Annotated in this window: 23 protein-coding genes; 15 read left to right on the top strand and 8 right to left on the bottom strand. The window is 73.5% G+C overall.

Features of this window, described 5'->3' with window-relative positions:
- The first annotated feature begins 371 nt into the window (after window positions 1-371).
- The 3 genes from ESG85_RS16940 (at window position 372) to ESG85_RS16950 (ending at window position 2,741) form a co-directional block, all read left to right on the top strand.
- Window positions 372-1,844, top strand: coding sequence for an aldehyde dehydrogenase (locus ESG85_RS16940; protein ID WP_128980133.1), 1,473 nt, complete (start codon window positions 372-374; stop codon window positions 1,842-1,844).
- Window positions 1,844-2,077: a ferredoxin gene (locus ESG85_RS16945; RefSeq protein WP_128980135.1), complete on the top strand. Its 234-nt coding sequence runs from the start codon at window positions 1,844-1,846 to the stop codon at window positions 2,075-2,077. The genes ESG85_RS16940 and ESG85_RS16945 overlap by 1 nt, the downstream gene beginning before the upstream one ends.
- Before the next feature lie 133 nt (window positions 2,078-2,210).
- Window positions 2,211-2,741 carry a hypothetical protein gene (locus tag ESG85_RS16950; protein WP_246095089.1) on the top strand — a complete coding sequence of 177 codons (531 nt, stop codon included), beginning with the start codon at window positions 2,211-2,213 and terminating at the stop codon, window positions 2,739-2,741.
- Window positions 2,742-2,874: 133 nt separating this feature from the next.
- Here ESG85_RS16950 and ESG85_RS16955 read toward each other — a convergent pair whose 3' ends face one another.
- Window positions 2,875-3,492 carry a TetR family transcriptional regulator gene (locus ESG85_RS16955; protein ID WP_128980139.1) on the bottom strand — a complete coding sequence of 206 codons (618 nt, stop codon included), beginning with the start codon at window positions 3,490-3,492 and terminating at the stop codon, window positions 2,875-2,877.
- Window positions 3,493-3,839: 347 nt separating this feature from the next.
- Between ESG85_RS16955 and ESG85_RS16960 the strand changes: the two genes are divergently transcribed.
- The 4 genes from ESG85_RS16960 (at window position 3,840) to ESG85_RS16975 (ending at window position 7,784) form a co-directional block, all read left to right on the top strand.
- A complete protein-coding gene (locus ESG85_RS16960) occupies window positions 3,840-5,165 on the top strand; it encodes a glycosyltransferase family 4 protein (RefSeq protein WP_128980141.1) in 1,326 nt (441 codons plus the stop codon).
- 61 nt (window positions 5,166-5,226) lie between these two features.
- Window positions 5,227-5,961: a class I SAM-dependent methyltransferase gene (locus ESG85_RS16965; RefSeq protein ID WP_128980143.1), complete on the top strand. Its 735-nt coding sequence runs from the start codon at window positions 5,227-5,229 to the stop codon at window positions 5,959-5,961.
- Entirely contained in the window at window positions 5,958-7,034 is a 1,077-nt protein-coding gene (locus ESG85_RS16970) for a prenyltransferase/squalene oxidase repeat-containing protein (RefSeq protein WP_181019052.1), read from the top strand. Before ESG85_RS16965 ends, ESG85_RS16970 begins: the two co-directional genes overlap by 4 nt.
- Window positions 7,035-7,223: 189 nt before the next feature.
- Window positions 7,224-7,784, top strand: a complete 561-nt coding sequence (locus tag ESG85_RS16975; protein ID WP_128980145.1) for a hypothetical protein — start codon at window positions 7,224-7,226, stop codon at window positions 7,782-7,784.
- Window positions 7,785-7,827: 43 nt separating this feature from the next.
- Here the strand turns inward: ESG85_RS16975 and ESG85_RS16980 are convergent, their stop codons facing one another.
- From ESG85_RS16980 to ESG85_RS16990, 3 genes are all read right to left on the bottom strand, one after another.
- Entirely contained in the window at window positions 7,828-8,886 is a 1,059-nt protein-coding gene (locus tag ESG85_RS16980; RefSeq protein ID WP_128980147.1) for an LLM class F420-dependent oxidoreductase, read from the bottom strand.
- 170 nt (window positions 8,887-9,056) lie between these two features.
- On the bottom strand, window positions 9,057-9,902 hold the full coding sequence (locus ESG85_RS16985) for a DUF5336 domain-containing protein (RefSeq protein ID WP_128980149.1): 846 nt from the start codon (window positions 9,900-9,902) through the stop codon (window positions 9,057-9,059).
- Between the two features lie 103 nt (window positions 9,903-10,005).
- A complete protein-coding gene (locus ESG85_RS16990) occupies window positions 10,006-10,935 on the bottom strand; it encodes an N-acetylmuramoyl-L-alanine amidase (RefSeq protein WP_128980151.1) in 930 nt (309 codons plus the stop codon).
- 327 nt (window positions 10,936-11,262) lie between these two features.
- Between ESG85_RS16990 and ESG85_RS16995 the strand changes: the two genes are divergently transcribed.
- Both ESG85_RS16995 and ESG85_RS17000 read left to right on the top strand, forming a co-directional pair.
- Entirely contained in the window at window positions 11,263-12,993 is a 1,731-nt protein-coding gene (locus tag ESG85_RS16995) for a tol-pal system YbgF family protein (protein WP_246095091.1), read from the top strand.
- Between the two features lie 293 nt (window positions 12,994-13,286).
- Window positions 13,287-13,892: an RICIN domain-containing protein gene (locus ESG85_RS17000; RefSeq protein ID WP_128980153.1), complete on the top strand. Its 606-nt coding sequence runs from the start codon at window positions 13,287-13,289 to the stop codon at window positions 13,890-13,892.
- A gap of 10 nt (window positions 13,893-13,902) precedes the next feature.
- Here the strand turns inward: ESG85_RS17000 and ESG85_RS17005 are convergent, their stop codons facing one another.
- On the bottom strand, window positions 13,903-14,427 hold the full coding sequence (locus ESG85_RS17005) for a PadR family transcriptional regulator (protein ID WP_128980155.1): 525 nt from the start codon (window positions 14,425-14,427) through the stop codon (window positions 13,903-13,905).
- 163 nt (window positions 14,428-14,590) lie between these two features.
- On the opposite strand from ESG85_RS17005, the gene ESG85_RS17010 reads away from it, so the two are divergent.
- The gene (locus tag ESG85_RS17010) at window positions 14,591-15,538 is read left to right on the top strand and encodes an alpha/beta fold hydrolase (protein ID WP_219825197.1); all 948 of its coding nucleotides are present in this window, start codon (window positions 14,591-14,593) and stop codon (window positions 15,536-15,538) included.
- A 99-nt stretch (window positions 15,539-15,637) separates the two neighbouring features.
- Here the strand turns inward: ESG85_RS17010 and ESG85_RS17015 are convergent, their stop codons facing one another.
- The gene (locus tag ESG85_RS17015) at window positions 15,638-16,291 is read right to left on the bottom strand and encodes a class I SAM-dependent methyltransferase (protein WP_128980157.1); all 654 of its coding nucleotides are present in this window, start codon (window positions 16,289-16,291) and stop codon (window positions 15,638-15,640) included.
- A 230-nt stretch (window positions 16,292-16,521) separates the two neighbouring features.
- On the opposite strand from ESG85_RS17015, the gene ESG85_RS17020 reads away from it, so the two are divergent.
- From ESG85_RS17020 to ESG85_RS17045, 5 genes are all read left to right on the top strand, one after another.
- Window positions 16,522-17,553, top strand: a complete 1,032-nt coding sequence (locus ESG85_RS17020; RefSeq protein WP_128980159.1) for a hypothetical protein — start codon at window positions 16,522-16,524, stop codon at window positions 17,551-17,553.
- Window positions 17,550-18,755, top strand: a complete 1,206-nt coding sequence (locus ESG85_RS17025) for a hypothetical protein (protein WP_128980161.1) — start codon at window positions 17,550-17,552, stop codon at window positions 18,753-18,755. Before ESG85_RS17020 ends, ESG85_RS17025 begins: the two co-directional genes overlap by 4 nt.
- 274 nt (window positions 18,756-19,029) lie before the next feature.
- Entirely contained in the window at window positions 19,030-19,233 is a 204-nt protein-coding gene (locus tag ESG85_RS17035) for a DUF397 domain-containing protein (RefSeq protein WP_128980163.1), read from the top strand.
- 178 nt (window positions 19,234-19,411) lie between these two features.
- Entirely contained in the window at window positions 19,412-20,401 is a 990-nt protein-coding gene (locus tag ESG85_RS17040; protein ID WP_128980164.1) for an alpha/beta hydrolase, read from the top strand.
- A 65-nt stretch (window positions 20,402-20,466) separates the two neighbouring features.
- Entirely contained in the window at window positions 20,467-21,060 is a 594-nt protein-coding gene (locus ESG85_RS17045; RefSeq protein ID WP_246095093.1) for a hypothetical protein, read from the top strand.
- Between the two features lie 203 nt (window positions 21,061-21,263).
- Here ESG85_RS17045 and ESG85_RS17050 read toward each other — a convergent pair whose 3' ends face one another.
- Window positions 21,264-21,680, bottom strand: coding sequence for a DUF4259 domain-containing protein (locus tag ESG85_RS17050; protein ID WP_128980166.1), 417 nt, complete (start codon window positions 21,678-21,680; stop codon window positions 21,264-21,266).
- Between the two features lie 373 nt (window positions 21,681-22,053).
- Window positions 22,054-22,557, bottom strand: a complete 504-nt coding sequence (locus ESG85_RS17055; RefSeq protein ID WP_128980168.1) for a YfbM family protein — start codon at window positions 22,555-22,557, stop codon at window positions 22,054-22,056.
- Window positions 22,558-22,792: the final 235 nt, after the last annotated feature.

Genomic DNA, 22,792 nt, shown 5'->3' on the forward strand with positions numbered 1-22,792 from the left:
TACGGCCAGGGCCACTATAACGAGAACTGACGTGTCGTCAGAGACCTGTGCGCGCTTCGGGATTCAGGCCGGGCGTCCCCTCTGCAGGGGGTCGCCGAAGCCGCGGCCCGTTCGTGCGGCGCGGTGCGCAGACCCTCGTGGGCGGCGCGGCGCTCGCCGCGCCGGGCGTGCCGGTCGGGGTGGGGGCCGTGGGTGCACGGCCCTGACGGGCCCCGCTCCCGTTCGCCGCGCTCCCTCGCCGCCGGTGGTGAACCCGCTGGTGGGGGTGGGCCCCGTTCGGTCCCGCGTATGGCCAACTGAAACGAGAACTGGTATCAGTTCTGGAACTGAAGCACCGTCAGAAATCGCGTGGTTCCGGGAGGCAGTCGGTCATGACCGAGCTTGTGGAGCACGGAAAACTGTTCATCGGCGGCGAGTTGACCGATCCGCTCGGCAGCGAGGTCATCGAGGTGATCTCCCCGCACACCGAGGAGGTCATCGGCCGCGTCCCGCACGCCGCCGAGGCCGATGTCGACCGGGCCGTCGCCGCCGCGCGCCGCGCCTTCGACCACGGCCCCTGGCCGCGGGCCACGCTGGAGGAGCGGATCGAGGTCGTCGGGCGGATCAAGGACGCCGTCGCCGTACGGCACGAGGAGATCGCCCGTTCCATCAGCTCCCAGAACGGCTCGCCCTACTCCTGGTCCGTCCTCGCGCAGGCGCTCGGCGCGATGATGGTGTGGGATTCGGCCATCACGGTGGCCCGGCAGTACGCCTTCGAGGAGCGGCGGGCCGGAGTCCTCGGGCCGCTGCTCGTCCGGCGCGAGCCGGTCGGCGTGGTGGCGGCCGTGGTGCCGTGGAACGTGCCGCAGTTCACCGCCGCCGCCAAACTCGGGCCCGCGCTGCTCGCGGGCTGCTCCGTGATCCTCAAGCCCTCGCCGGAGTCGCCGCTCGACGCGTACATCCTCGGCGAGATCGCGGCCGAGGCCGGGCTGCCCGAAGGCGTCCTCTCCATCCTGCCCGCGGACCGGGAGGTCAGCGAGTACCTGGTCGGGCACCCCGGCGTCGACAAGGTCTCCTTCACCGGCTCGGTGGCGGCCGGCCGGCGCGTCATGGAGGTCGCCTCCCGCCACCTCACCCGCGTCACCCTGGAACTCGGCGGCAAGTCCGCCGCGGTCGTCCTGCCGGACGCGGACCTCGACGCGGCCGTCGCCGGGATCGTGCCCGCCGCGTGGATGAACAACGGCCAGGCCTGCGTCGCCCAGACCCGCATCCTCGCCCCGCGCTCCCGCTACGAGGAGATCGCCGAGGCGTTCGCGGCGGCGGCAGGCGCGCTCGTCGTCGGCGACCCGCTGGACCCGGCCACCCAGGTCGGCCCGCTCGTCGCCCGCCGCCAGCAGCAGCGCTCGCTCGACTACATCGGCATCGGCCAGGCGGAGGGCGCCAAGGTCCTGGCCGGCGGCGGCCGTCCGGCGGGCCTGGACCGCGGCTGGTACGTCGAACCGACCCTCTTCGGCGGCGTCGACAACACGATGCGGATCGCCCGCGAGGAGATCTTCGGCCCGGTCATCTGCCTCCTCCCGTACGAGGACGAGGCCGAGGCGCTGCGGATCGCGAACGACTCCGACTACGGGCTCTCCGGCAGCGTCTGGACCGGCGACGTCGACCGCGGCGTCGACTTCGCCCGCCGGGTCCGCACCGGCACCTTCAACGTCAACACCTTCAGCCTCGACATGCTCGGCCCGTTCGGCGGCTACAAGAACAGCGGCCTGGGCCGGGAGTTCGGGCCCGAGGGCCTGTCCGAGTACCTGGAGCACAAGATGATCCACCTGCCCGCCGGCTACGAGGGCCCGGGGAGTGGTGCCTGATGGGCGACCGCTGGCACGTGGAGGTCGACCGGGGCGTCTGCATCGGCTCCGGCATGTGCGTCGGCCACGCCCCCGACGCCTTCCGCCTCGACACCGCCCGCCAGTCCCACCCGCGCGAGCCGGTGTCGGACGCGAACGAACGCCTCCTCGCGGCGGCGGAGGGCTGCCCGGTGGAGGCGATCTCCCTCGCCCTCGCGGACGGCGGCGAGCCGGTGTTCCCGCCGGAGGAGTAGCCGCCCGGGGCGCCACGGCCTTCGTCCCGACCCCGGACAAGGGCTTCCCTTATGCAAAACTACTGCCTTGATCACGGGGGCAAGAGGCCCTTGTGCGCGCGGAATGGGGAGTGTTGTGCGCAAGGCGAGGCTGATGACCGCGGCCGCGGCTGCCGGTGTGGTGCTGCTCGTTGCCGGCTGTGGGAGCAACGGCGGCTCGGACAAGGGCGGTTCGTCCGCGGGTGCCGGCGGCTCCTCGGCCGGCTCGACGGCGGGCGGCGGCGCGGGGACCGGTGGCGACGAGGCCCTGACGGCCGACGACGTCAAGCAGGAGATCGAGACCGCGGCCACCGGCGCGGGCTTCGTCCAGGCCGCGACCGGCGACCAGGTCCCGCCCGGCCTGGAGAAGTGCATGGTCTCCTGGAGCGCCGAGGCCAAGAAGGCCGCCGACCCGAAGAAGTCCTACACGGACACCGTGGCGGCGCTCGGCAAGGAGTCCTGGAAGACGGACAAGACCTTCTCGCAGAGCGGCTCGACCATCACCAGCCTCTCCAAGGGAGGCTGGCAGCTCAAGGCCAGCGACCACAGCGCCGGCGTCCTGAAGCTGGTGATGTTCATCGCCACCGACACCTCGCCCGCCTGCGAGGCCCTGTTCAAGGCCGACCTGGAGAAGAGCAAGCAGTAGGACGGGCGGAGCCCGACCGGGAATCGGCCGGGACCGCGCCCCGCGCCGCCCCTCGGGGGCGCGGGCCGGGTCCTCACTCGTGGGGTCCTCGGATCCTCGGGAGCGCGGGCGGGGCGCGGGCGGGGCGCGGACCTCAGGGCGTCGCCGTCACCTCGGGTGCCGTCAGGTCGATCAGGCGGCAGACCGTCTCGATGTCGATCTTCACCTGTGCGATCGACGCCCGGCCCGACAGCCAGGTGATCAGCGCCGAGTGCCAGGTGTGCTCGATCACCCGCACCGCCGACAGCTGCTCCGGTGTCGGGTGCTCCGCGCCCATCGCGTCCAGGATGATCGCGGTCGTCAGCCGCGACACCGTGTCGACCTCGGGGCTCACGCTGCGGTCGGCGAAGGTCAGCGCCCGCACCATCGCGTCCGCGAGCTGCGGTTCGCGCTGCAGCGCGCGGAAGGCCCGCATCAGGGTCTCGGCCACCCGTTCGGCCGGGTCCTCGGCCGCCGGCGGGCGTTTGCGCAGCGTGGTGTGCAGGTGCTGCAGCTGGTCCTGCATGGTGGCGACCAGGAGGTGGATCTTGGACGGGAAGTAGCGGTAGAGCGTGCCGAGCGCCACTCCGGCCGCCTCGGCGACCTCCCGCATCTGGACGGCCTCGAAACCGCCGCGACCGGCCAGCTGGGCACTGGCGTGCAGGATGCGCCGGCGGCGTGCCTCCTGGCGCTCTGTCAGGGGCGGCGACGCAGGTCTGCCTTCCGCGTTCATGAGGTCCCCGTTCCGTGCGGTGCCGTGCGGTGGCGGAGCGACAGTATGGGACGGGCGACGGCCGTGGCGCGAATCACCTGTTCCGGATCTCCCGACGGAGCTACCTGCCGGTAGATTCTGTGCTCCTCGAAGGATCAAGAAGATCGGTCGAGCGGATCGGTCGAGCGGATCGGTCGAGCGGATCGGTCGAGCCGTTCCGGTCGATCCCGGCGGATCGAGCGGATCGACCGGATCCAGCAGATCAAGAAGATCTTGAGTGATCAAGTCTCGCGATCAAGTCTGTAACTTGTTCTAGATTAGCGGGGCGGTTACGCTCCCGCGAAAAGCACGCTCGAAGGGGGTCGCAGTTGACCGCGGAGGCCATAGAGGCAAGCCCCCGACAGGGTGCCGGCCCGGACGGTGACGGTCCGTTGCGGATCGCTCTCCTGACGTACAAGGGGAACCCGTTCTGCGGCGGTCAGGGCGTCTACGTCCGCCACCTCTCGCGCGAGCTCGCCCGCCTCGGCCACAGCGTGGAGGTCATCGGCTCCCAGCCGTACCCCACCCTCGACGAGGGCGTCCCGCTCACCGAGATCGCCAGCCTCGACCTCTACCGCCAGCCCGACCCCTTCCGCACGCCGAAGCGCGAGGAGTACCGGGACTGGATCGACGGCCTCGAGGTCGCCACCATGTGGACCGGCGGCTTCCCCGAGCCGCTCACCTTCTCGCTCCGCGCCCGCCGGCTGCTCGCCGCCCGCCGCGGCGACTTCGACGTCGTCCACGACAACCAGACCCTCGGCTACGGACTCCTCGGCGGCCCGCGCGCCCTCGGCGCCCCGCTGGTCACCACGATCCACCACCCCATCACCGTCGACCGGCAGCTCGAACTCGACGCCGCCGCCGACTGGAAGCGCCGCGCCTCCGTCCGCCGCTGGTACGCCTTCACCCGCATGCAGAAGCGGGTCGCCCGCCGGCTGCCGTCCGTCCTCACCGTCTCCGGCACCTCCCGCCAGGAGATCGTCGACCACCTCGGCGTCCGCGCGGACCGCATCGAGGTCGTCCACATCGGCGCCGACACCGACCTGTGGTCCCCGGACCCGTCCGTCGCCGAGGTGCCCGGCCGGATCGTCACCACCTCCAGCGCCGACGTCCCGCTCAAGGGCCTCGTCTTCCTGATCGAGGCCCTCGCCAAGCTCCGCACCGAGCACCCCGACGCCCACCTCGTCGTCGTCGGCAAGCGCGCCGAGGACGGCCCCGTCGCCCAGGCCATCGAGCGGTACGGGCTCGACGGCGCCGTCCGGTTCGTCAAGGGCGTCAGCGACGCCGAGCTCGTCGACCTCTACCGCTCCGCCCAGGTCGCCTGCGTCCCCTCCCTCTACGAGGGCTTCTCGCTGCCCGCCGCCGAGGGCATGGCCACCGGCACCCCGCTCGTCGCCACGACCGGCGGCGCCATCCCGGAGGTCGCCGGAACCGACGGCGACACCTGCCTGGCCGTCCCGCCGGGCGACCCCGGCGCCCTCGCCGCCGCCCTCGGCCGCGTCCTCGGCGACCCCGAGCTGCGCGCCCGCCTCGGCCGGGCCGGCCGCGACCGGGTCCTCGCCCGCTTCACCTGGGCCCGCGCCGCCCAGGGCACCGCCGACCTCTACCGCGAGGCCCTCGCCCGCCAGGGCCGCGCCGCGGCACCCCGTCACTGAGCCCACGACACCGCGGCCACCTCACCTCCGCGAACCGCGACGCCACTGAAAGGCAGACTCCGTGCTGACCGTCGACTTCACCCGCTTCCCGCTCGCCCCCGGCGACCGCGTGCTCGACCTGGGCTGCGGCGGGGGCCGGCACGCCTTCGAGTGCTACCGGCGCGGCGCCCAGGTCGTGGCCCTCGACCAGAACGGCGAGGAGATCCGCGAGGTCGCCAAGTGGTTCGCCGCGATGAAGGAGGCCGGCGAGGCCCCGGCCGGCGCGTCCGCCACCGCCATGGAGGGCGACGCGCTCAACCTGCCCTTCCCCGACGAGTCCTTCGACGTCGTCATCATCTCCGAGGTCATGGAGCACATCCCGGACGACAAGGGCGTCCTCGCCGAGATGGTCCGCGTCCTCAAGCCCGGCGGCCGGATCGCCGTCACCGTCCCGCGCTACGGCCCGGAGAAGGTCTGCTGGGCGCTCTCCGACGAGTACCACGAGGTCGAGGGCGGCCACATCCGCATCTACAAGGCCGACGAGCTCCTCGCCAAGATGCGCCAGGCCGGCCTCAAGCCGTACGGCACCCACCACGCCCACGCGCTGCACGCGCCGTACTGGTGGCTCAAGTGCGCCTTCGGCGTCGACAACGACAAGGCGCTGCCGGTCCGCGCCTACCACAAGCTCCTGGTCTGGGACATCATGAAGAAGCCCGCCCTGACCCGGGTCGCCGAGCAGCTGCTCAACCCGGTCGTCGGCAAGAGCTTCGTGGCGTACGCGACCAAGCCCCACCTGCCGAAGGCCGACGCCCAGTGACCCTTCCCGAGCGGATGGCGGAGCACCTCGTCCTGCCCGGGGTGCTCACCGCCGAGCAGGCCGCCGCGACCGTCGCCGGCATCCTGGCCGTCCAGCGCGAGGACGGCGCCATCCCGTGGTTCCGCGGCCACCACCTCGACCCGTGGGACCACACCGAGGCCGCCATGGCCCTGGACACCGCGGGCGAGCACGAGGCCGCCCGCCGCGCCTACGAGTGGCTGGCCCGGCACCAGAACGCCGACGGCTCCTGGTACGCGGCCTACCGGGACGGCGACCCCGAGGACGTCACCGACCGCGGCCGCGAGTCCAACTTCGTCGCGTACGTCGCCGTCGGCGTCTGGCACCACTACCTGTCGACCGGCGACGACGCCTTCCTCGACCGGATGTGGCCCGTCGTCCACGCGGCCGTCGCCTTCGTCCTCGGGCTCCAGCGGCCCGGCGGCGAGATCGGCTGGAAGCGCGAGGCCGACGGCACGCCGGTGACCGACGCCCTGCTCACCGGCAGCTCCTCCATCCACCAGGCGCTGCGCTGCGCCCTCGCCATCGCCGAGGAACGCGAGGAGCCGCAGCCGGACTGGGAGCTGGCGGCCGGCGCCCTCGGCCACGCGATCCGCAGGCACCCCGAGCGCTTCCTCGACAAGTCCCGCTACTCCATGGACTGGTACTACCCGGTGCTCGGCGGCGCGGTCACGGGCGAGGCGGCGAAGGCCCGGATCGACGAGAAGTGGGACGACTTCGTCGTCCCCGGCCTCGGCGTGCGCTGCGTCCTGCCCAACCCGTGGGTGACCGGCGGCGAGAGCTGCGAACTCGCCCTCACCCTGTGGGCCATGGGCGAGTCGGACCGGGCCCTGGAGATCCTCACCTCCATCAGCCACCTGCGCGCCCCGAACGGCAACTACTGGACCGGTTACGTCTTCGAGGGCGACCGCGCCGTCTGGCCGGAGGAACAGACCACCTGGACCGCCGGTTCGCTGCTGCTCGCGGTGGCGGCCCTCGGCGGCGACGAAGCCACCGTCGCGGTCTTCGGCGGCGAACGCCTGCCGCGCGGTCTGGAGCCCGACTGCTGCGGCTGATGCGTGCGCCGTGCGCGCACGGCGCCTCGGCGCTCCCCGGAGGCACCGGCCCGCCGCCGCGGCGCCGGTGCCGGTTCACTCACCCGGCGGACAGCGGGTGCGCGGCCCGCGCCCCGGGGCGAGGCTGGCGCCACAGCCCGGAGCGGTCCCCGGGCCCCGGGATGTCACGACCTCAGGGAGGTCCTCGCCGTGCCCAGCCTCATACGCGCGCGCCGCGCGCTCGTCGCGCTGTTCCTGTCCGGTGCGCTGCTCGCCACGACCGCCGCGTGCGGCGGCGACAGCACGCAGAGCATGACGACGGGCGCCGCCGCCTCGCCGACGGCGTCGGCGAGCTTCGAGAAACAGAAGCTGGCGAAGACCCGGTTCGTCGCCAACGCGGGCCTCGCGGCGGGCGCCACGTACCAGTGGATCGTCAAGCCGTACCGCGAGGGCAAGTTCAAGAAGGGCGCGGACGGGCGGACCTTCGCCCTGGTCAAGGCGGGCCTCGCCGGCGCCTTCACGTACAACCGCCTCAAGGCGGCCGTGAACAACGCCAAGGGCGATCCGCTGCTCTCCAAGGCGGTGGCGCCGCTCACCGCGGGCATCGAGTCCCTCAAGGACCTCGGTACGAAGCTCCGCAAGGGCGAGGCGACCGCCGACGACGTCGGCTCGTTCGAGAACGTCATCAACAGCGTCAAGGACGCGGGGAAGAGCGCGGGTGCCGAGGTCGTCGACAAGGTGCCGAGCGCGTCCCAGCTGAGCGGCGGATAGGCCGCAGGCCGCGGGGCGGCGGCGCGGGCCTCCGGCCCCGGCGTCAGCCGTTCAGCTCCGCCAGCGTCCGCAGGGTGGCCGGGTCCGGTGCCGTGACCAGGAGGTCCGTCACCGGGCCCTTCCGCCACTGCGCGAGGCGTTCCGCGATCCGTTCGCGCGGGCCGACGAGGGAGATCTCGTCGGCGAAGGAGTCCGGCACGGCCAGGACCGCCTCCTCGCGCCGTCCGGCGGCGAACAGTTCCTGGATGCGGCGGGCCTCGGCCTCGTAGCCCATGCGCGCCATCAGGCCGGCGTGGAAGTTGTGCCCGCCCGCCGCCCGGCCACCGCCCCCCGGGGGGTGCCGCGCACGCGTGCCGTTCGGCCCCATGCCGCCGATGTAGAAGCCGAGCATCGCCTTCACCGGCAGCAGCCCGGCGGAGACGTCCTCGCACACCTGGGCGCGCACCAGCGGAGCCACGGCGAAGCCCTCCGGAAGGGTGTCGGGGAGGGCGTACACCTCGGCCCAGCGGGTCGGCGACCAGTAGAGCGGCAGCCAGCCGTCGGCGATGCGGAGGGTCTGCGCGATGTTCTTCGGGCCCTCCGCGCCGAGGAGGACGGGCAGGTCGGCGCGCAGGGGATGGGTGATCGGCTTCAGCGGCTTGCCGAGACCGGCGCCGTCGGGACCGGCGTACGGGTGCGGGTGATAGCGCCCGTCCAGCATGACGGGCCCCTCGCGGCGCAGCACCTGGCGCACCACGTCCACGTACTCGCGGGTCGCGGTGAGCGGCGAGCGCGGGAAGGGCCGCCCGTACCAGCCCTCCACGACCTGCGGCCCGGAAAGACCGAGCCCGAGCGTCATCCGGCCGCCGGAGAGGTGGTCGAGGGTGAGCGCGTGCATCGCGGTCGCGGTCGGCGTGCGCGCGGCCATCTGCGCGACGGCGGTGCCGAGCCGGATCCGCGAGGTGTGGGCGGCGATCCAGGTGAGCGCGGTGAAGGCGTCGGAGCCCCAGGCCTCGGCGGTCCACACCGAGTCGTAGCCGAGCCGCTCGGCCTCGCGGGCCAGGTCGAGGTGGGCGGGGGAGGGGCCGCGGCCCCAGTAGCCGAGGGCGAGTCCGAGTCGCATGCCGCGCAGCCTTTCTGACGGTGAGTCAGTTATGCCGACAGGCCGGGACTGTACGGCAACGGCCCCCGACCCGGAAGGGGCGTGGCCCCCGGCACGCACGCCGACGGCCCTCCGCCCGGAACAGGGTCCGGGCGGAGGGCCGTCGGCAGGGAACGCGCGTGTGCCTCGCGTCAGCCGCGCTGGATGCCGGTGGTGTCCTGGAGGACACCGCGGCGGCCGTCCTGCGTCTGCGCGACCAGCGCCTGGCCGCGCTGCTCGACCGCCAGGTACCAGGTGCCCGGCGCCAGCTCGGCGATCGGCGCGGCCGAGCCGTCCTCCGCGTACAGCGGACGGGCGGCCGGAACCGCGAACCAGAACGCGGTGAAGTCGCCGGTCGGAGCCGCCGCGGCCTGCGGCTGCTGCGGGGCGGCGGCCTGCGGACCCGGCTGCGGCTGGTGCGCCTGCGGCTGCGCGCCGAAGCCCTGGCCGCCGAGCGACGGGTCGGGCTGGGAGCCGTACGGCTGCTGCGCGCCGCCCGGGTAGCCGTAGCCGCCGGGAACGCCCTGGCCGGGCTGCATGCCGTACGGCTGCGGGGCCTGCGGCGCCGGCGCGCCGACCAGCGGGCCCTGCAGGGCAGGGACCAGCGGGGCGGCGACCGCGCCGGCCGCCAGGATCAGCGAGGCGATGACGCCGAGGATCAGGCCGGCGCCCGCGTTGTTGGACTCGAAGACCCACATCAGCATGGTCCACGCGGACGCGATGGTGAACGCGACGCCCACCTGGCCCAGCTCCAGACCCGCCACCTTGCGGGGCTGCGGCAGCGCGCGCGAGACGATCACGAGCGCGGCACCGGCGATGCCCAGGAAGAACGAGCCCCAGCCGAGCGGCGACATCTCCCAGGAGAACGCCGACTCGACCTGGTCGCAGATGTTGTCCGGCGCGTCACAGCCGGTGACGTCGAGGAACGAGGCGATGAACAGCACCACCGCTGCACCGATCAACACGCCATCGCCTCGGGTGAGGGAGCGGATATTCACGTAAGAAGTCCTTCGTCGGTTCGTCTCGTCGGGTGGCGCGGAAGCACGGGGGGCGCCCCATCGTACGGAGCGAATCTATCGCTTGCCCGACCGCCCCTCGGTCCTACCCCTGGAGGAAGGCGCCGATGCCGTCCGCGATCCCGTGCGCCGCCTTCTGGCGCCACGCGGCGTCGGTCAGCAGCGCGGCGTCCTTCGGGTCACGCATATTGCCGCATTCGAGGAAGACCTTGGGCACGGTCGAGAGATTGAGTCCCCCGAGATCGTCACGGACGTCCAACCCGGTACCGGAACCGATGTAGTTGGCGGGCCTGGAGCCGGTGGCGCGGGCGAAGTGCGTGACGAGCTTCTCGCCGAGGGTACGGGACGGGCCCACGATCGTCGCCGTGTCCGCGGAACCGCCGTTCACCCGCGCGGGCAGGATCACGTGGAAGCCGCGGTTGCCGCCCGCCGAGCCGTCCGCGTGCACGGACACGACGGCGTCCGCCTTCGCGGCGTTGCCGATCCGGGCGCGCTCGTCGATGCAGGGCCCGAAGGGGCGGTCGGCGTCGTGGACGAGGACCACCTCGGCGCCCTGCTTCTCGAGGAGATCGCGAAGGCGGTGTGAAACATCGAGGGTGAAGGCGGCCTCGGTGTAGCCGCCGTTCGTGGAGGTGCCGGTGGTGTCGCACTCCTTACGAGTCGTCCCGATGTTCACCTTCTTGTTGATTTCCGAGGAATGCCGGAAGTTTCCCGGATTGTGCCCAGGGTCGATGACGACGGTCCGACCGGCGAGCGGAAGCGGCGCGGGGGTCGTGGCGCCGGCGCTCGTGGAGGGGCCGGTCGCGTGCGCGGAGGGCGTGGTGCCGCTCGCGGACGGGGCGGTGGCGCCCTTGGCGTCCGCGGTACGGGACTGCCCGGGCGCGGCCGGACCCGCGGGCGCGGCGGAGCCGCCGCAGCCGGTCAGGGCGAGCGGCAGGGCCAGGGTCAGGGGCAGGGCGAGCGCGAGCGGCTTCGCGGGGCGCTTCGCGAGGGGCTTCCGGTGGTCGTACGGCACCCCGCGACTGTAGGCGGTCCCGCGCCGGAATGCCCGTACCGGAACCGAACGGGCCCCACGTGTGTGAGGGGTGGGTGAAGGGTAAGTGGGGAAAACCACGACGACCACAAGGGGGGACCTGTGGCGGGGGAAGATCACGACCACGACCGCGCCCACGGCACGACCGGGCGACACCCATCACCTTGGGAATGGACCGGCGACCAGGCGCCGCAGTCACCACCCCGGACGCCTCAGCCGCCGCCTCCCGCGTCTCCTGCGCCTCCCGAGCCTCCTGTGCCTCCCGCGTCTCCTGCGCCTGAGGCGCACCAACCGCACCAACCGCACCAGGTGCCGCAGGCCCCTCAGATCCCGCAGGCCTCCCAGGCGCCCGAGCCGCCCCACGCGCCCCAGACGCCCCCGCAGCCTCCCGCGCATCCGCCGGTGTACGACGCGGTGCCGCCGCCCGGCACGCCGGCGACCGGCTTCGGACCGGCGCCCGGCGCCACGCCGGCACCCGGGTTCGGGCCCGGGGGCGGCGCCGGGGCGATGCCTCCGGCAGGGCCGCCGCTCCCGCCCCCGCCCCCGCCCCCGCCGCAGCCCTGGTCCCACGCCGTCGCCGCCGGCCTCCTGAACCTCTCCTTCCTGGGCCTGGGTTACGTCCTGCTCCGCCAGTGGATCGGCGCGGTCGTCTGCTGGGCCGCCACCGTCGCGCTGGTCGTCGCGGCCCTGCCCGCCGACCCCGACGGCATTCCGGTCGGCGCGCTCGCCTCGTACGGCGTCTTCCTGCTCCTGGCCGCGGCGGACGCCGCGCGCCGGGCCCGCCGTACCCCGCTCGCCTCCTGGGCCGCGGCCCGCCAGGGCCTGGTCGTGCCGCTCGCGCTCGCGCTGTTCGCGGTGCCCGTGGGCGGCGGCTTCGCCTACGGCGCGGCCCGCGACGAGGCGAAGGAGCAGCGGCTCCTGGAGCAGCTCGCCGCCGCCGACAAGCTGGTGAAGGACGGTGAGGGGCAGACGTTCACCAGTGTGGAGAGCGGCTACCGCTCGGCCCTCGACACGTATCAGCGGATCGGTACGAAGCACGCCGGCTCCCGGGCCGGGAAGCTGGTCCCGGACCGCGTCCAGGCCTACTACGCCTCCGTCTCCGCGCCGTACGGCAAGAAGGACTACTGCAGGGCCGTCCCGGCCCTCACACACCTGCGCGAGCTGCCCCGGACGCTCGACGCCGCCCTGCTCGGCACGGTCGCGGGCCGGGCCGACGAGCCGCTGGCGGAGTCGCTGTTCCAGTGCGGCACCGGCACGGCCGGGAACGCCGGTCAGGAGACCAGCTCCGCCGACCACCTCAACGCGCTGCTCACGACCTTCCCGCAGTCGCCCTACGCGCAGAAGGTCGAGCCGGCCCTCCGCGAGGCCCTGCGCACCCGCGACAAGTCCCTCGGCGTCGCGCCCTGCGCCACGGCCGAGGACCTGCGCCGCTTCGACACGACGGTCGGCGCGCTGCCGAGCGCGGCCTTCGCCCCGCTCGGCAAGGACGTCGACCGGTCGATCCAGCGCGGCGACTTCGCCTGCGGCATCGACCAGTTCAAGAAGAAGGACTACGCCGAGGCCGTCTCGACGATGAACGACTACGTCAAGGACTACCCGGGCAGCCCGCAGACGGCCCAGGCGCGCAACGTCGCCATCGTCGCCGAGATCGCCGAGGAGAGCCCGGCCGCCGGCGGCAAGGTCCCGTCGGGCGCCACGCCGGACGGCTCCGGCATGGTCATGGTGGTGAGCAACGACGGCCCGGGCGAGGTCGAGCTCCTCTACACCGGCCCGGTCACCGGCCGCGTCACCCTCCCGGCCTGCGGCGGCTGCAAGGCCTATCCGTCGATCCTGCCGGTGGGCGGCAAGGTCAAGGCCTGCTCGGGGCCGTCGTCGAAGTACCCGAAGCGGACGCTGACGCTTCCGCCGGGCACGTACCAGATGCTCCAGAAGCGCGCGGGCACGAGCACGTCGGCGGAGGTGAAGAAGGCCAGCACGGCGAAGATCGAGTCGGGCTACTCGTATACCAACTGCCTGTACGTGACCTCGCTGTTCGGCTGACATGTTGACCGGGCAACGGTCCGGTGCCCCGCGTTTGCGCGGGTCGCCGGACCCGCCGATAGTGGTGAGGGCGGCCGTCGCCCCTCCCTCCAGGAAGGCGACGCCTCGCGGGCGATACCGCGAAGGCACCGCAGGCCTTCGCGGCCGATACCTGCCTCGAAGGCACCACGAGCCTTTGCGGGTGACACCGCGAAAGCACCACGAGCCTTTGCGGGGATGCCTCGAAGGCACCACGAGTCCTTCGCAGGCGAGACCCCGCAGGCGCACCTCGTACGCAAGAGAGGAGCGGCGCCATGCGTCCACGCAAGGAAACGCGCTCCCGTCGCCTTCTGACGACGTCGACGATCCTGCTGGCCGGAAGCACCCTGCTCCTGCCCGCTCCCGCGATCGCCCATCCCGCGGCGCGCTCCGCCGACTCCTCGGCGGTGTCCCCGGCGGAGGCCAGGATCTCCGGCGGCACCTTCCAGTTCAGGAACCTCCAGACCGGCAAGTGCATGACCTTCAACGGCGGCACGCTCGCCCAGAACAACCTCGAACTGCTCCAGTTCGACTGCGACACGGACCGGTCGCGCCGCTGGCTCATCACCAACTGGGACGGTGATTCCTTTCAGTTGGTGAACGCCCGGAGCGGCAAGTGCGCGACGGTCGCCGGTGGCCGGTCGACCGACAACAACGTCACCCTCGTGCAGTTCACCTGCGACTCCGACCCCTCGCGCCGCTGGCGCCTGACGGACTGGGGCGGCACGTCGTACAAGCTGGTGAACGTCCAGACGGGCAAGTGCGCGACGGTCGCGGGGGGCAGGTCGACCGACAACAACGTGCGGCTGGTCCAGTTCACCTGTGACTCCGACCCGTCACGCCGCTGGGTGATCCGCCTGGGCGGCACGCCGAACGGCTGAGGCCGTCCCCTCACCCCTCCAGGCCGGCGATCGTGGCCCGCAGCCAGCCGAGCTCCGCCTCGCTGGTGGCGCGGGCCACGGTCAGGATGCCGCGCCGGAAGGGGTCGTCCAGTTCCTCGGCGCGCAGCGGCCGGTCGCCGTCGTAGAAGAAGCTGGCCGGCTCGTCGAGGAAGGCCAGCCGGCGCCGCAGTACGGCGGCCTGCGCGGCCGGGTCGTCCAGGTGCCGCAGGAACGCGAGCAGCGTGAACCAGCGGTTCTCGTCCGTGATGTCGGTGCCCCCGGCCTCGGCGAGCCTGCGGTGCAGCTCGCGCCTGCCCTCGGCCGTGAGGCTGAGGACGTGCCGCGGCGCGGCGGCGGGGCCCTGCCGGGTCTCGCGCGCGAGGAGCCCGGCCTTCTCCAGGCGCTTGATCGCCGGGTACAGCGTGGACTCGCCGACCGGGCGCACGTGGCCGGTGAGCGCGGTGATGCGCTTGCGCAGCTCGTAGCCGTGCAGGGGGGCTTCGTGGAGGAATCCGAGGATCGACAGTTCCAGCATGGCTCGCATTCTCCCTCACGTCCCTCCTTTTCTCTCCTGATCGCTGTACATCGTTGACGTAGTACTACGTTGTCGATGTATGGTCGCGGCGTCGCAAGCGCGAGAGCCGTGAGCGACAGAGGCGACGAGAAGCGGCGAGAAGCGGCGACGAGGGGAGCGGACGATGCGTGAGGCACGGTTCGACGCGCGGGGCAGCAGGATCCGGTGGACCGAGGCGCCGGGTGGGGCCGGCCGGGGCGAGGTTCCGGCTGTGACCGCCCGGGGCGAGGTGCCGGCGGGGACCGCTCCGGGCGCGGCGGCGGGTGGGACGGGCCGGCGGGAGGCGGGCTCGGGGCACGCCGGCCGTGGGGAGCGGCCGGCGGTGGTGTTCGTGCACGGCCTCGGCGCCGCCTCGACCGTCTACCACGCCCACATCGCCGCCCGTCCGGAGCTCGCGGGCCGCAGGATGCTCTTCGTGGACCTGCCGGGGCACGGCATCAGCGACCGGCCCGCCGACTTCGGCTACACCCCGGAGGAGCACGCGGACGCGCTGGCCGCCGCGCTGGACGAGGCGGGCGTGCGGGACGCCGTGCTGGCGGGGCACAGCATGGGCGGCCGGGTCGTCATCGTCCTCGCGCACCGCAGGCCCGACCTCGTGTCCCGGCTGGTCGTCACCGAAGGGAACCTCGACCCGTTCCCGCCGGCCACGGCGGGCAGCAGCGGCATCGCGGCGTACACGGAGGAGGAGTTCGTCCACGGCGGGGGCTTCGCCCGCGTCCTGGAACGCGTCGGCCCCACCTGGGCCGCCACCATGCGCCTCGCGGACCCGCTCGCGCTGTACCGCTCGGCCACCCACCTGCGGGCGGAGAGCGAACCGACGGTACGGGAGATGTTCCGGGGCTCGCGCGCCGAGCGCGTCTACCTCCAGGGCGAACGGAGCGGCGAACTCCCGGGCGCCGACGCCCTCATGGCCGCCGGCGTCGACGTGGTGACCGTGCCCGACGCCGGCCACAACATCATGTTCGACGACCCGGACGCCTTCACCCGCGCGGTGGCGGGCACGGGAACCTCGGACCGGGCGGGTCACGGGGCGGCCCGCACGGCCCGGGACCCCGCCCCGCACGCGGCCTGACGCGCCGGGGCGCTCCCGGAGGAGCGCCCCGGCGTCCGCGCCGCCCGGACGGCCGGTGGCTCCTGCCTCTCCCGCCCCTCCAGGGTCCGCGGGAAGCCCCTACGCGGACGCGGCCCGGCGGCGGCGCAGGACGCGGAGGGAGTCCGTGACCGAGGTCTCCTCGAACTCGCCGGACTCCAGCGCGCGCCGGTAGATGCGGTACGGGGCCTGCCCGCCGTCCTCCGGGTTCGGGAAGACGTCATGGATGACGAGGACGCCGCCCGGAGCGACCTTCGGCGCCCAGCCCTCGTAGTCGTTCGTCGCGTGCTCGTCCGTGTGCCCGCCGTCGACGAACACGAAGCCCAGCTGCCCGGCCCAGACCCGCGCCACCTGCGGCGAACGGCCGACCACCGCGATCACGTGCTCCTCCAGGCCGGCCTTCCGCAGCGTCCGGCGGAACGTCGGCAGCGTGTCCATCACGCCGACCTCGGGATCCACCACGCTCGGGTCGTGGTACTCCCACCCCGGCTGCTGCTCCTCGCTGCCCCGGTGGTGGTCCACCGTCACCGCGACCGTGCCCGCCTGCCGCGCCACGTCCGCGAGCAGGATCGTCGACCGCCCGCAGTACGTGCCGACCTCCAGCAGCGGCAGGCCCAGCTTCGCCGCCTCGGCGGCGGCCTCGTACAGGGCCAGCCCCTCCTTGACGGGCATGAAGCCCTTGGCCGCCTCGAACGCGGCGAGAATCTCGGGGCTGGGCTCCGTGGTGGCGGCCATGGGACCACTCCTACTGGTCGGTACGACGTGTGGGCGCCCATCGTGCCCCATGCCCGGTCCCCTGTCGCACCCGGAGGCTCCTCGGGGTGCGGCCCGGAGGCTCCTCGGGGTGCGGCGTGGAGACCCCTCGGGGTGCGGCCCGGAGGCGACCCGCACCCCGCCCGCCGTTCCCGAGGTCGTACGATCATGGACGTTTGCTTTGGCATGAACGCTTCGCAAGGGGGAACGGCGTGGACGGCGGCAGCCGGAAGAGGCGACGAGGACTGCTCGTCACGGTCATCGCGGGCGCGACGATCGCGGCGGGCACGGGCATCGGACTGTGGGCGACGGACACCGGTCCGTTCCGGGACGCGTACTGCTGGGGCACCTGGCAGGAACACGGTGGCCCCGGCCTCCTGGGTGACGAGCCCTTCGGCGAGCCGGGCTTCGAACGCCACTCCACCGAGTCCGCGCCACCCGCACCCGGCCGGCCGCAGGCCACCTGCACGGTCGAGGTGGCGGCGTCCGACGCCGACGACGACGATCACGGCAAGGTCACCCTGACGTACGGGGCCGTGCCCGCCGGAGCCGAGGAACGCCGCAAGTGGATCTCCGATTACCTCCACGGCTCCGCGACCCCGCTGCCGGACGGCGTCCCCGGCCTCGTCGCCGGCGACCGGGGCATGATCGTCCTGCCCGCCGCCTGCGACGCGGACGGCAGGCCGGTGACGGTCACGATGTGGAGCGACGACATGGTGATCGGCAGGCCGGCGTCCGTCGGCCGCATGCTCGTCGACGCCGCCAACCAGCTCATGAAACAGGCGGGTTGCGCGCCGGGCGAGGAACTGCGCATGACCTCGCCGCTGGTGAAGCTCGCGGAGGACAGCGAACTCGCCAACAAACCCCTGTGCCGGATACCGGGTCTGACCTTCACGCTCGACAAGACGATCCACTACAGGGAACAGGTGGGAACGGTCGGGGACGGACTCCAGACCTGCTCGGCGTGGTACGGCACGCGCAACGTGGTCACCCAGCCCGGCGCCCAGTTCGTGATGGCGGGCGAACCACGCATGGCCGCGCTGTTCACCGGCCTCCCCGAAGGCGCCGACAAGGGACTGGTGCGCGCCCGCTGCGACGGGCGGGAAACGGTCTTCTACGGGGACGTCCAGCCCGGCCTGCAAGGACACGGACAGCCGGACGACCGGCGGGTGTTCCAGAACTTCGTCACGTCCGTGAGCAAGCGCATCGGCTGCGGTGCGACCGGGGGAGAGACCACACGATGACCGAGAACGCGCACGGCTCCGACGACACGGCGACCGGCGGCGACGCCGCTCCCGGCACGGCCTCCGGCCACGCCACGGAAGCGACGGCCACCGCCGCCCCGCCCTCCCGCCTGCGACGCCTCCTCCGGAGCCGCACGGCCCGCACCGCGACCGTCGCCGCCGTCGTCGGCGCGCTGCTCGGCGCCGGCACCGTCGCCTGGCGCACCGACACCCTGCCCCTGGTGAGCGGCCACGCCCCCTGCTGGGACTCGTTCGACGAGGACACGATGAAGGGCCTGTTCGGTGACCGCGAGACGCGGGTCGAGGAGCAGGTCCTGGAGAACGACGGCAACGCCCGGGGCATGACCTGGGGCGAGTGCCGCATCACCAGCTACGACGGCGACCGCATTCGGCGCCGGGTGAACGTCGACGTCCACCGGCTCGACGGCCTCTACGGCACCGACGGGCACCGCTGGCCGCGCGAGTTCCTCACATCCTGGGCGGTTCCGCTCGGCGAGGGCCTGCCCGGCATGGCCTCCGGCGAACGGGCCTGGATCGCCCTGCCGGAGGGCTGCACGGGCGTGGTGGGCGAGTTCGAGGCGGCGGCCGTGGTCGACGTCTCGATGGGCATGGGACGGGACCACCCGTCGGCGTACGAGGAGGAGGACCGCGCCGACCTGACCCGCGCGGTCGTCGCGGCGGCCAACGGCGTCATGCGCGACTTCGGCTGCTCCGGCACCTACCGCACCCCGGACCGCCTGCCCGCCGTCCCGGAGCGCGGCCCGGTCTCGGCCACGTCCTTCTGCGGGATCAAGGGGCTGAAGCGGCCCGCGGGCACGGACAAGTCGCTGACCTGGACCAGGACCAACGGCGACGGCGGCCCCGTGCGCGTGTGCGAGGCGGGCTACGAGAGCCTGGGCGCCTCGATCAGGCTGACGACGGTGGTCGACCGCGGGCTGGTGGACCTGTTCGGGAAGGACGTGCTGAAGGGTGGCTCGGGGGTCGACGGCCCCAAGGGCTACGGAAAGGTCAACGCGACCCGGGCGGTGTACCGGGCGAGGTGCCAGACCGGACCGGTCGTGTTCATGGTGGAGCAGGACCGGCCCCTCTACGACGACGCGGCGCGGCTCACCCGCGAACTGCTGCCCGCGTTCGTCGAGGCCGAGGCGGAACGCATCGGCTGCGGCCCGGAGACGGTGAAGGGGAGGACCGGACGCAGCTGACCCGGCGGGGCCGGCGCAGGCGGGGCCGGCGCAGGCGGCGCCCGGTCCGGCGGCGCGGCCTGCCGTTCGGGCGCGGCCTGCCGTTCGGGCGCGGTCTGCCGTGCGCTTCGACGACGACCGGACCTCTTCTACGCGCCGGTCTGCGGAGGCGGCCACATGACGGCCGATCCGCAAGTGATCAGGGAACGTTCCGTCGGATACGCTCGGCTGCAGGCCGCCGCTCTCTCGCGGGAGGACTCGGCGGCGCTGTTCGCGCGCGTGAGGGGGCAACGGTATGGGCACCAGCCAGGAATCGCGGTGGCGTAAGTCGTCCTCCAGCGGCCCCGACGGCGGCGCATGCGTCGAGTTCGCCGACCACGCCGCCCCCATCGCCGTCCGGGACTCCAAGAACCCCGCCGGCCCCGTCTTCCCCGCCTCCCCGGCGGCGTTCACCGCCTTCGTGAGTGCGGCGGCGGAGGACCGCATGGGACGGCGCTGATCGTCATGGCGGTCCTCATCGGGATCGTGGTCCTCGTCGTGGCCCTGACCGTCCTCGGCGGAACGGGAATCGCGGCGACGGGCGCGTCGCTCGTTCTCGCGGTGCGAGCCTGGTGGACGGGTCGAGGGACGGCGCGAGGGACGGCGCGAGGGGCGGCGGCGTGAGGCGCGGCGGTCCGATGAGCGAGCCGCAGAACGGGCCGACGTACGGGCCGACGCCGTTCGATCCCGAAGTGGCAGCGGCCATCGAGGCCTTGGGGACGGACTGGCGGGTGCCGCTCACCCCGGAGAACCTGGCCGAGCGGCGGGCGCGCGACGCGGCCTCGCGGCCCCGGCCCACGGCCGGGGAACTGCGGGCCGGCGGGCGCTTCGTGGTGGAGGAGCTGCGGGCGGACGGTGGCGTGACACTCGTCGGTGCCCGGCCGGCGGGCCTGGAAGGGCCGTTGCCGCTGCTCTATTACCTGCACGGCGGGGCGATGGTGATGGGCAACGCGTGGTCCGTGCTGCCGACGGTGCTGCGGGAATGGGCCGAGCCGCTGGGCATGGCCGTCCTCTCGGTGGAGTACCGGCTGGCGCCGGAGGCGCCGTACCCGGCCGCGGTGGAGGACGCGTACGAGGGACTGGTCTGGGCGACCGGGCACGCGGCGGAACTGGGTGTCGACCCGGGCCGCGTCGTCATCGGCGGCAAGAGCGCGGGCGGCGGACTCGCCGCGGCCCTGGCGCTGCTCGTACGGGACCGCGGCGGGCCGTCGACGCTGGGGCAGCTGCTGCTGTCGCCGATGCTGGACGACAGCATGGCGACGTACTCCGCGCGGCAGATGTCGGGCGTGGACGTGTGGGACCTGACGTCGCACGCGACGATCTGGCGGGCGTATCTGGGGGAGCGGTACGCGCCGGGTGCGGCGGACCTGCCTCCGTACGCCGCACCGGCACGCGCCTCGGACCTGTCGGATCTGCCTCCGGCCTACGTGGAGGTCGGCTCGGCGGAGATGTTCCGGGACGAGGGCGTGGCGTACGCGAACCGGATCTGGCGGTGCGGCGGCCGTGCCGAGCTCCACGTCGTACCGGGCGCATGCCACGGCTTCGACGGCCTCGCCCGGCACGCCGCCGTCACGGCAGACGCCCGCGCGACCCGCACCCGCTGGCTCCGCCGGATCCTCACCGCCTGAGCGCGTCGGCGAGGGCCCGTGCTCTCCGGCTGGGTCCCGGCGCCCGCCCTGATACAACAGGCCCGATGGGAATCCAGGAGCGCGAACGCAAGATGCACGGGCCGTTGCGGCGGGCCGGCCTCGAGGTGATCCCGGACGCCGTCCCGGACGGCACGATGCCGTGGGTCGGCGGGTACGACATCAGCGATGTCGTCGGCGGCTTCTCCCACCCGTACGCGACCCCACGTCTCGTCGAGCGTCTCAACGAGGACTGGTACGACCTGGCGGTCTCGGTCGGACTCCTCGACGAGCGACGCGAGTTCCTCGTCCTCCTTCCGGAGGTCATCCGTACCCACAGGAGCAACGCCTCGGAGCCGAGGGCCTGGACGCGGGTCCGGCTCCTGGACGACTGGGACATCATGGGCCGGGGTGCCGCGTCGGCGTTCCTCGGTGTCCGCGCGGGCCACCCGGGCTTCGACATGCTGGCGCTCGACAGCAGCGTGTACGTCCGCTGCTCGACGGGCGAGGCGGGCGTCGACGTGCTCGCGGTGGGCCATCCGCACCGCTCGGAGCACGTCGTGCAGCACCTGGAGCGGTACGCGACCTGGGAGGGCGCCGTCACCCCCTACGACCGCGAGATGAGGAGGCGTGTCGCCACCTGGCTCGCGACCCGCGCGTGACCCGTACCCGGCTCCAGGCTCCGGGCTCCGGGTCCCGGCTCCGGTCCCGGCTCCTGACATCTGGCTCCTGACACCTGGCCGGGACGTGACGCCGGCCGGACGGGGCGACGCTCCGGCCGCACCGACTCCCGGCCCGGTGGCGCGAAACTCCCGCCCCGGACCGGATTCCCGCCTCGGACCGGAATCCCGCCCCGGACCGGGCCCTAGTCTCCGGCGGGCGTCGTCGCCAACACCGTGCGCAGACGCAGGACGCCGGCCTTCCACTCCTCGCCGTCCGACTCCTCCCACAGCTCGAGCAGTTCGGACGGCTCCGTCAGGACCCGGTCCAGGGCTTCCACGGCCGCCGGGCGCAGTTCGGCCGGGAGCGGCGGTATCGGCTGCTCCGGGGCGTACGAGGTGGTGACCGGGTCGCCACCCGGGCACTGCGCGGCGACCAGGGCCGCGGCGGCGACGGCCTCCACCGCCTGGTCGGCGTCCAGATAGTCGTCGCCGACGCCGCTCACCTCGCGGAACGCGGCGAGCAGCACGCCGGCGCGCTGCTCCGACGGCACCTCGTCCACCCGGTACGAGAAATCCGCGGCGGTGTCGTTGTCGAACGGCCCGACGTCCCAGGTTCCCATGGCGCGCACGCCCTCTCTGTCCGATCCTGTCGTGATCTGCTCCGCAGCGTGACAGACGGCACTGACATCGATGCTGATACTCGGGTTCCGGCGGTCGTGACTCGGACACGGACCGACGCCAACGCGGGTGCCCGCCGGACGTGGTGACGGTGCCGGTCAAGGGGCCGGCCGGGAGCGGGCGGTGCGTCGTCGGCGCCACCGGCCGGTGAGATCTCACCCGGCGTCATGCCGCCGCACCTCGAGGACGTGCGGGAACTCCGTCGCCGCTCCTGAGCACGACAGCTCCCTGCCCGCGCGCCGCCCGGCGCCGGGAGAACGGACCGGCACGGCCCGTGCGGCGCCGCCTCGGAGCGGAGCCGAGCGGCGAAGGGGGTCAGTCGAGCCAGAGGAGCAAGGCGTCCCCCGCGTCCGCCGCTGCCCGGAAGAACGGGACCAGGGCCTGGTAGTGGTCCGTCACGTAGTCGAGCGACTCCCCCCGCTCCCAGACGACGGTCGGATAGATCCCGGCCTCGGCCAGTTCCGCCGGACCGACACCTTCGGTGAGGGTCTCGTGCGGGGTGGCGGCGAGGGCCTCCGCCGCGACGCGCACGCGGTCCGGGCGCAGGAGGCGGGGCGGCCCGTAACCCCAGTCGCCTGCCCCCGGGATCTCTTCCTCGCCGTGCACGACGTCGACGGGGAAGCCGACACGGTCCAGCAGGAAGCCGAGCGCGTGCCAGGCCTTGTCGGTCTCATGCCAGCGTGCCTCGGACACCTCGGGTGCGGCGTCCGTCTCGGCGCGCATCAACCCGTAGACGAACTCCTGCGCCCAGTCGGGGTCAACGATCGTGCGATCGAGTTCGGCGGGGGTCAGGCGGACGTACTCTCCGATCATGCTCATGGACGGATGCTAACGGCGGGCTCCGACACCTTCGGCGGCACCGCTGGCGAGGTCCGAGCCGCAGGGCCACGGCGGCGGACGGCGGGCGCCGGTGTGACGGCGCCCGCCGTGGAGGCAAGGCGGCGGGGCGGCAAGGCGGCAAGGTGGCGGGGCCGGCGGGGCGGCGGGGCGATGACGACGAGGGAGCCCTGCGGGGCGGTACGAGTTCCGGCGACGGAACCGAGCCCGCATCTGA

It is taken from the genome of Streptomyces roseicoloratus (assembly GCF_004117935.1).
GTDB lineage: Bacteria > Actinomycetota > Actinomycetes > Streptomycetales > Streptomycetaceae > Streptomyces > Streptomyces roseicoloratus.

Bases quoted from the DNA above. Each gene is read 5' to 3' on its own strand.
- ESG85_RS16940 (WP_128980133.1), top strand. From the start codon at position 372: ATGACCGAGCTTGTGGAGCACGGAAAACTGTTCATCGGCGGCGAGTTG.
- ESG85_RS16945 (WP_128980135.1), top strand. From the start codon at position 1,844: ATGGGCGACCGCTGGCACGTGGAGGTCGACCGGGGCGTCTGCATCGGC.
- ESG85_RS16950 (WP_246095089.1), top strand. From the start codon at position 2,211: ATGACCGCGGCCGCGGCTGCCGGTGTGGTGCTGCTCGTTGCCGGCTGT.
- ESG85_RS16955 (WP_128980139.1), bottom strand. From the start codon at position 3,492: ATGAACGCGGAAGGCAGACCTGCGTCGCCGCCCCTGACAGAGCGCCAG.
- ESG85_RS16980 (WP_128980147.1), bottom strand. From the start codon at position 8,886: ATGCGACTCGGACTCGCCCTCGGCTACTGGGGCCGCGGCCCCTCCCCC.
- ESG85_RS17000 (WP_128980153.1), top strand. From the start codon at position 13,287: ATGCGTCCACGCAAGGAAACGCGCTCCCGTCGCCTTCTGACGACGTCG.
- ESG85_RS17005 (WP_128980155.1), bottom strand. From the start codon at position 14,427: ATGCTGGAACTGTCGATCCTCGGATTCCTCCACGAAGCCCCCCTGCAC.
- ESG85_RS17010 (WP_219825197.1), top strand. From the start codon at position 14,591: ATGCGTGAGGCACGGTTCGACGCGCGGGGCAGCAGGATCCGGTGGACC.
- ESG85_RS17015 (WP_128980157.1), bottom strand. From the start codon at position 16,291: ATGGCCGCCACCACGGAGCCCAGCCCCGAGATTCTCGCCGCGTTCGAG.
- ESG85_RS17025 (WP_128980161.1), top strand. From the start codon at position 17,550: ATGACCGAGAACGCGCACGGCTCCGACGACACGGCGACCGGCGGCGAC.
- ESG85_RS17035 (WP_128980163.1), top strand. From the start codon at position 19,030: ATGGGCACCAGCCAGGAATCGCGGTGGCGTAAGTCGTCCTCCAGCGGC.
- ESG85_RS17040 (WP_128980164.1), top strand. From the start codon at position 19,412: ATGAGCGAGCCGCAGAACGGGCCGACGTACGGGCCGACGCCGTTCGAT.
- ESG85_RS17045 (WP_246095093.1), top strand. From the start codon at position 20,467: ATGGGAATCCAGGAGCGCGAACGCAAGATGCACGGGCCGTTGCGGCGG.
- ESG85_RS17050 (WP_128980166.1), bottom strand. From the start codon at position 21,680: ATGGGAACCTGGGACGTCGGGCCGTTCGACAACGACACCGCCGCGGAT.
- ESG85_RS17055 (WP_128980168.1), bottom strand. From the start codon at position 22,557: ATGAGCATGATCGGAGAGTACGTCCGCCTGACCCCCGCCGAACTCGAT.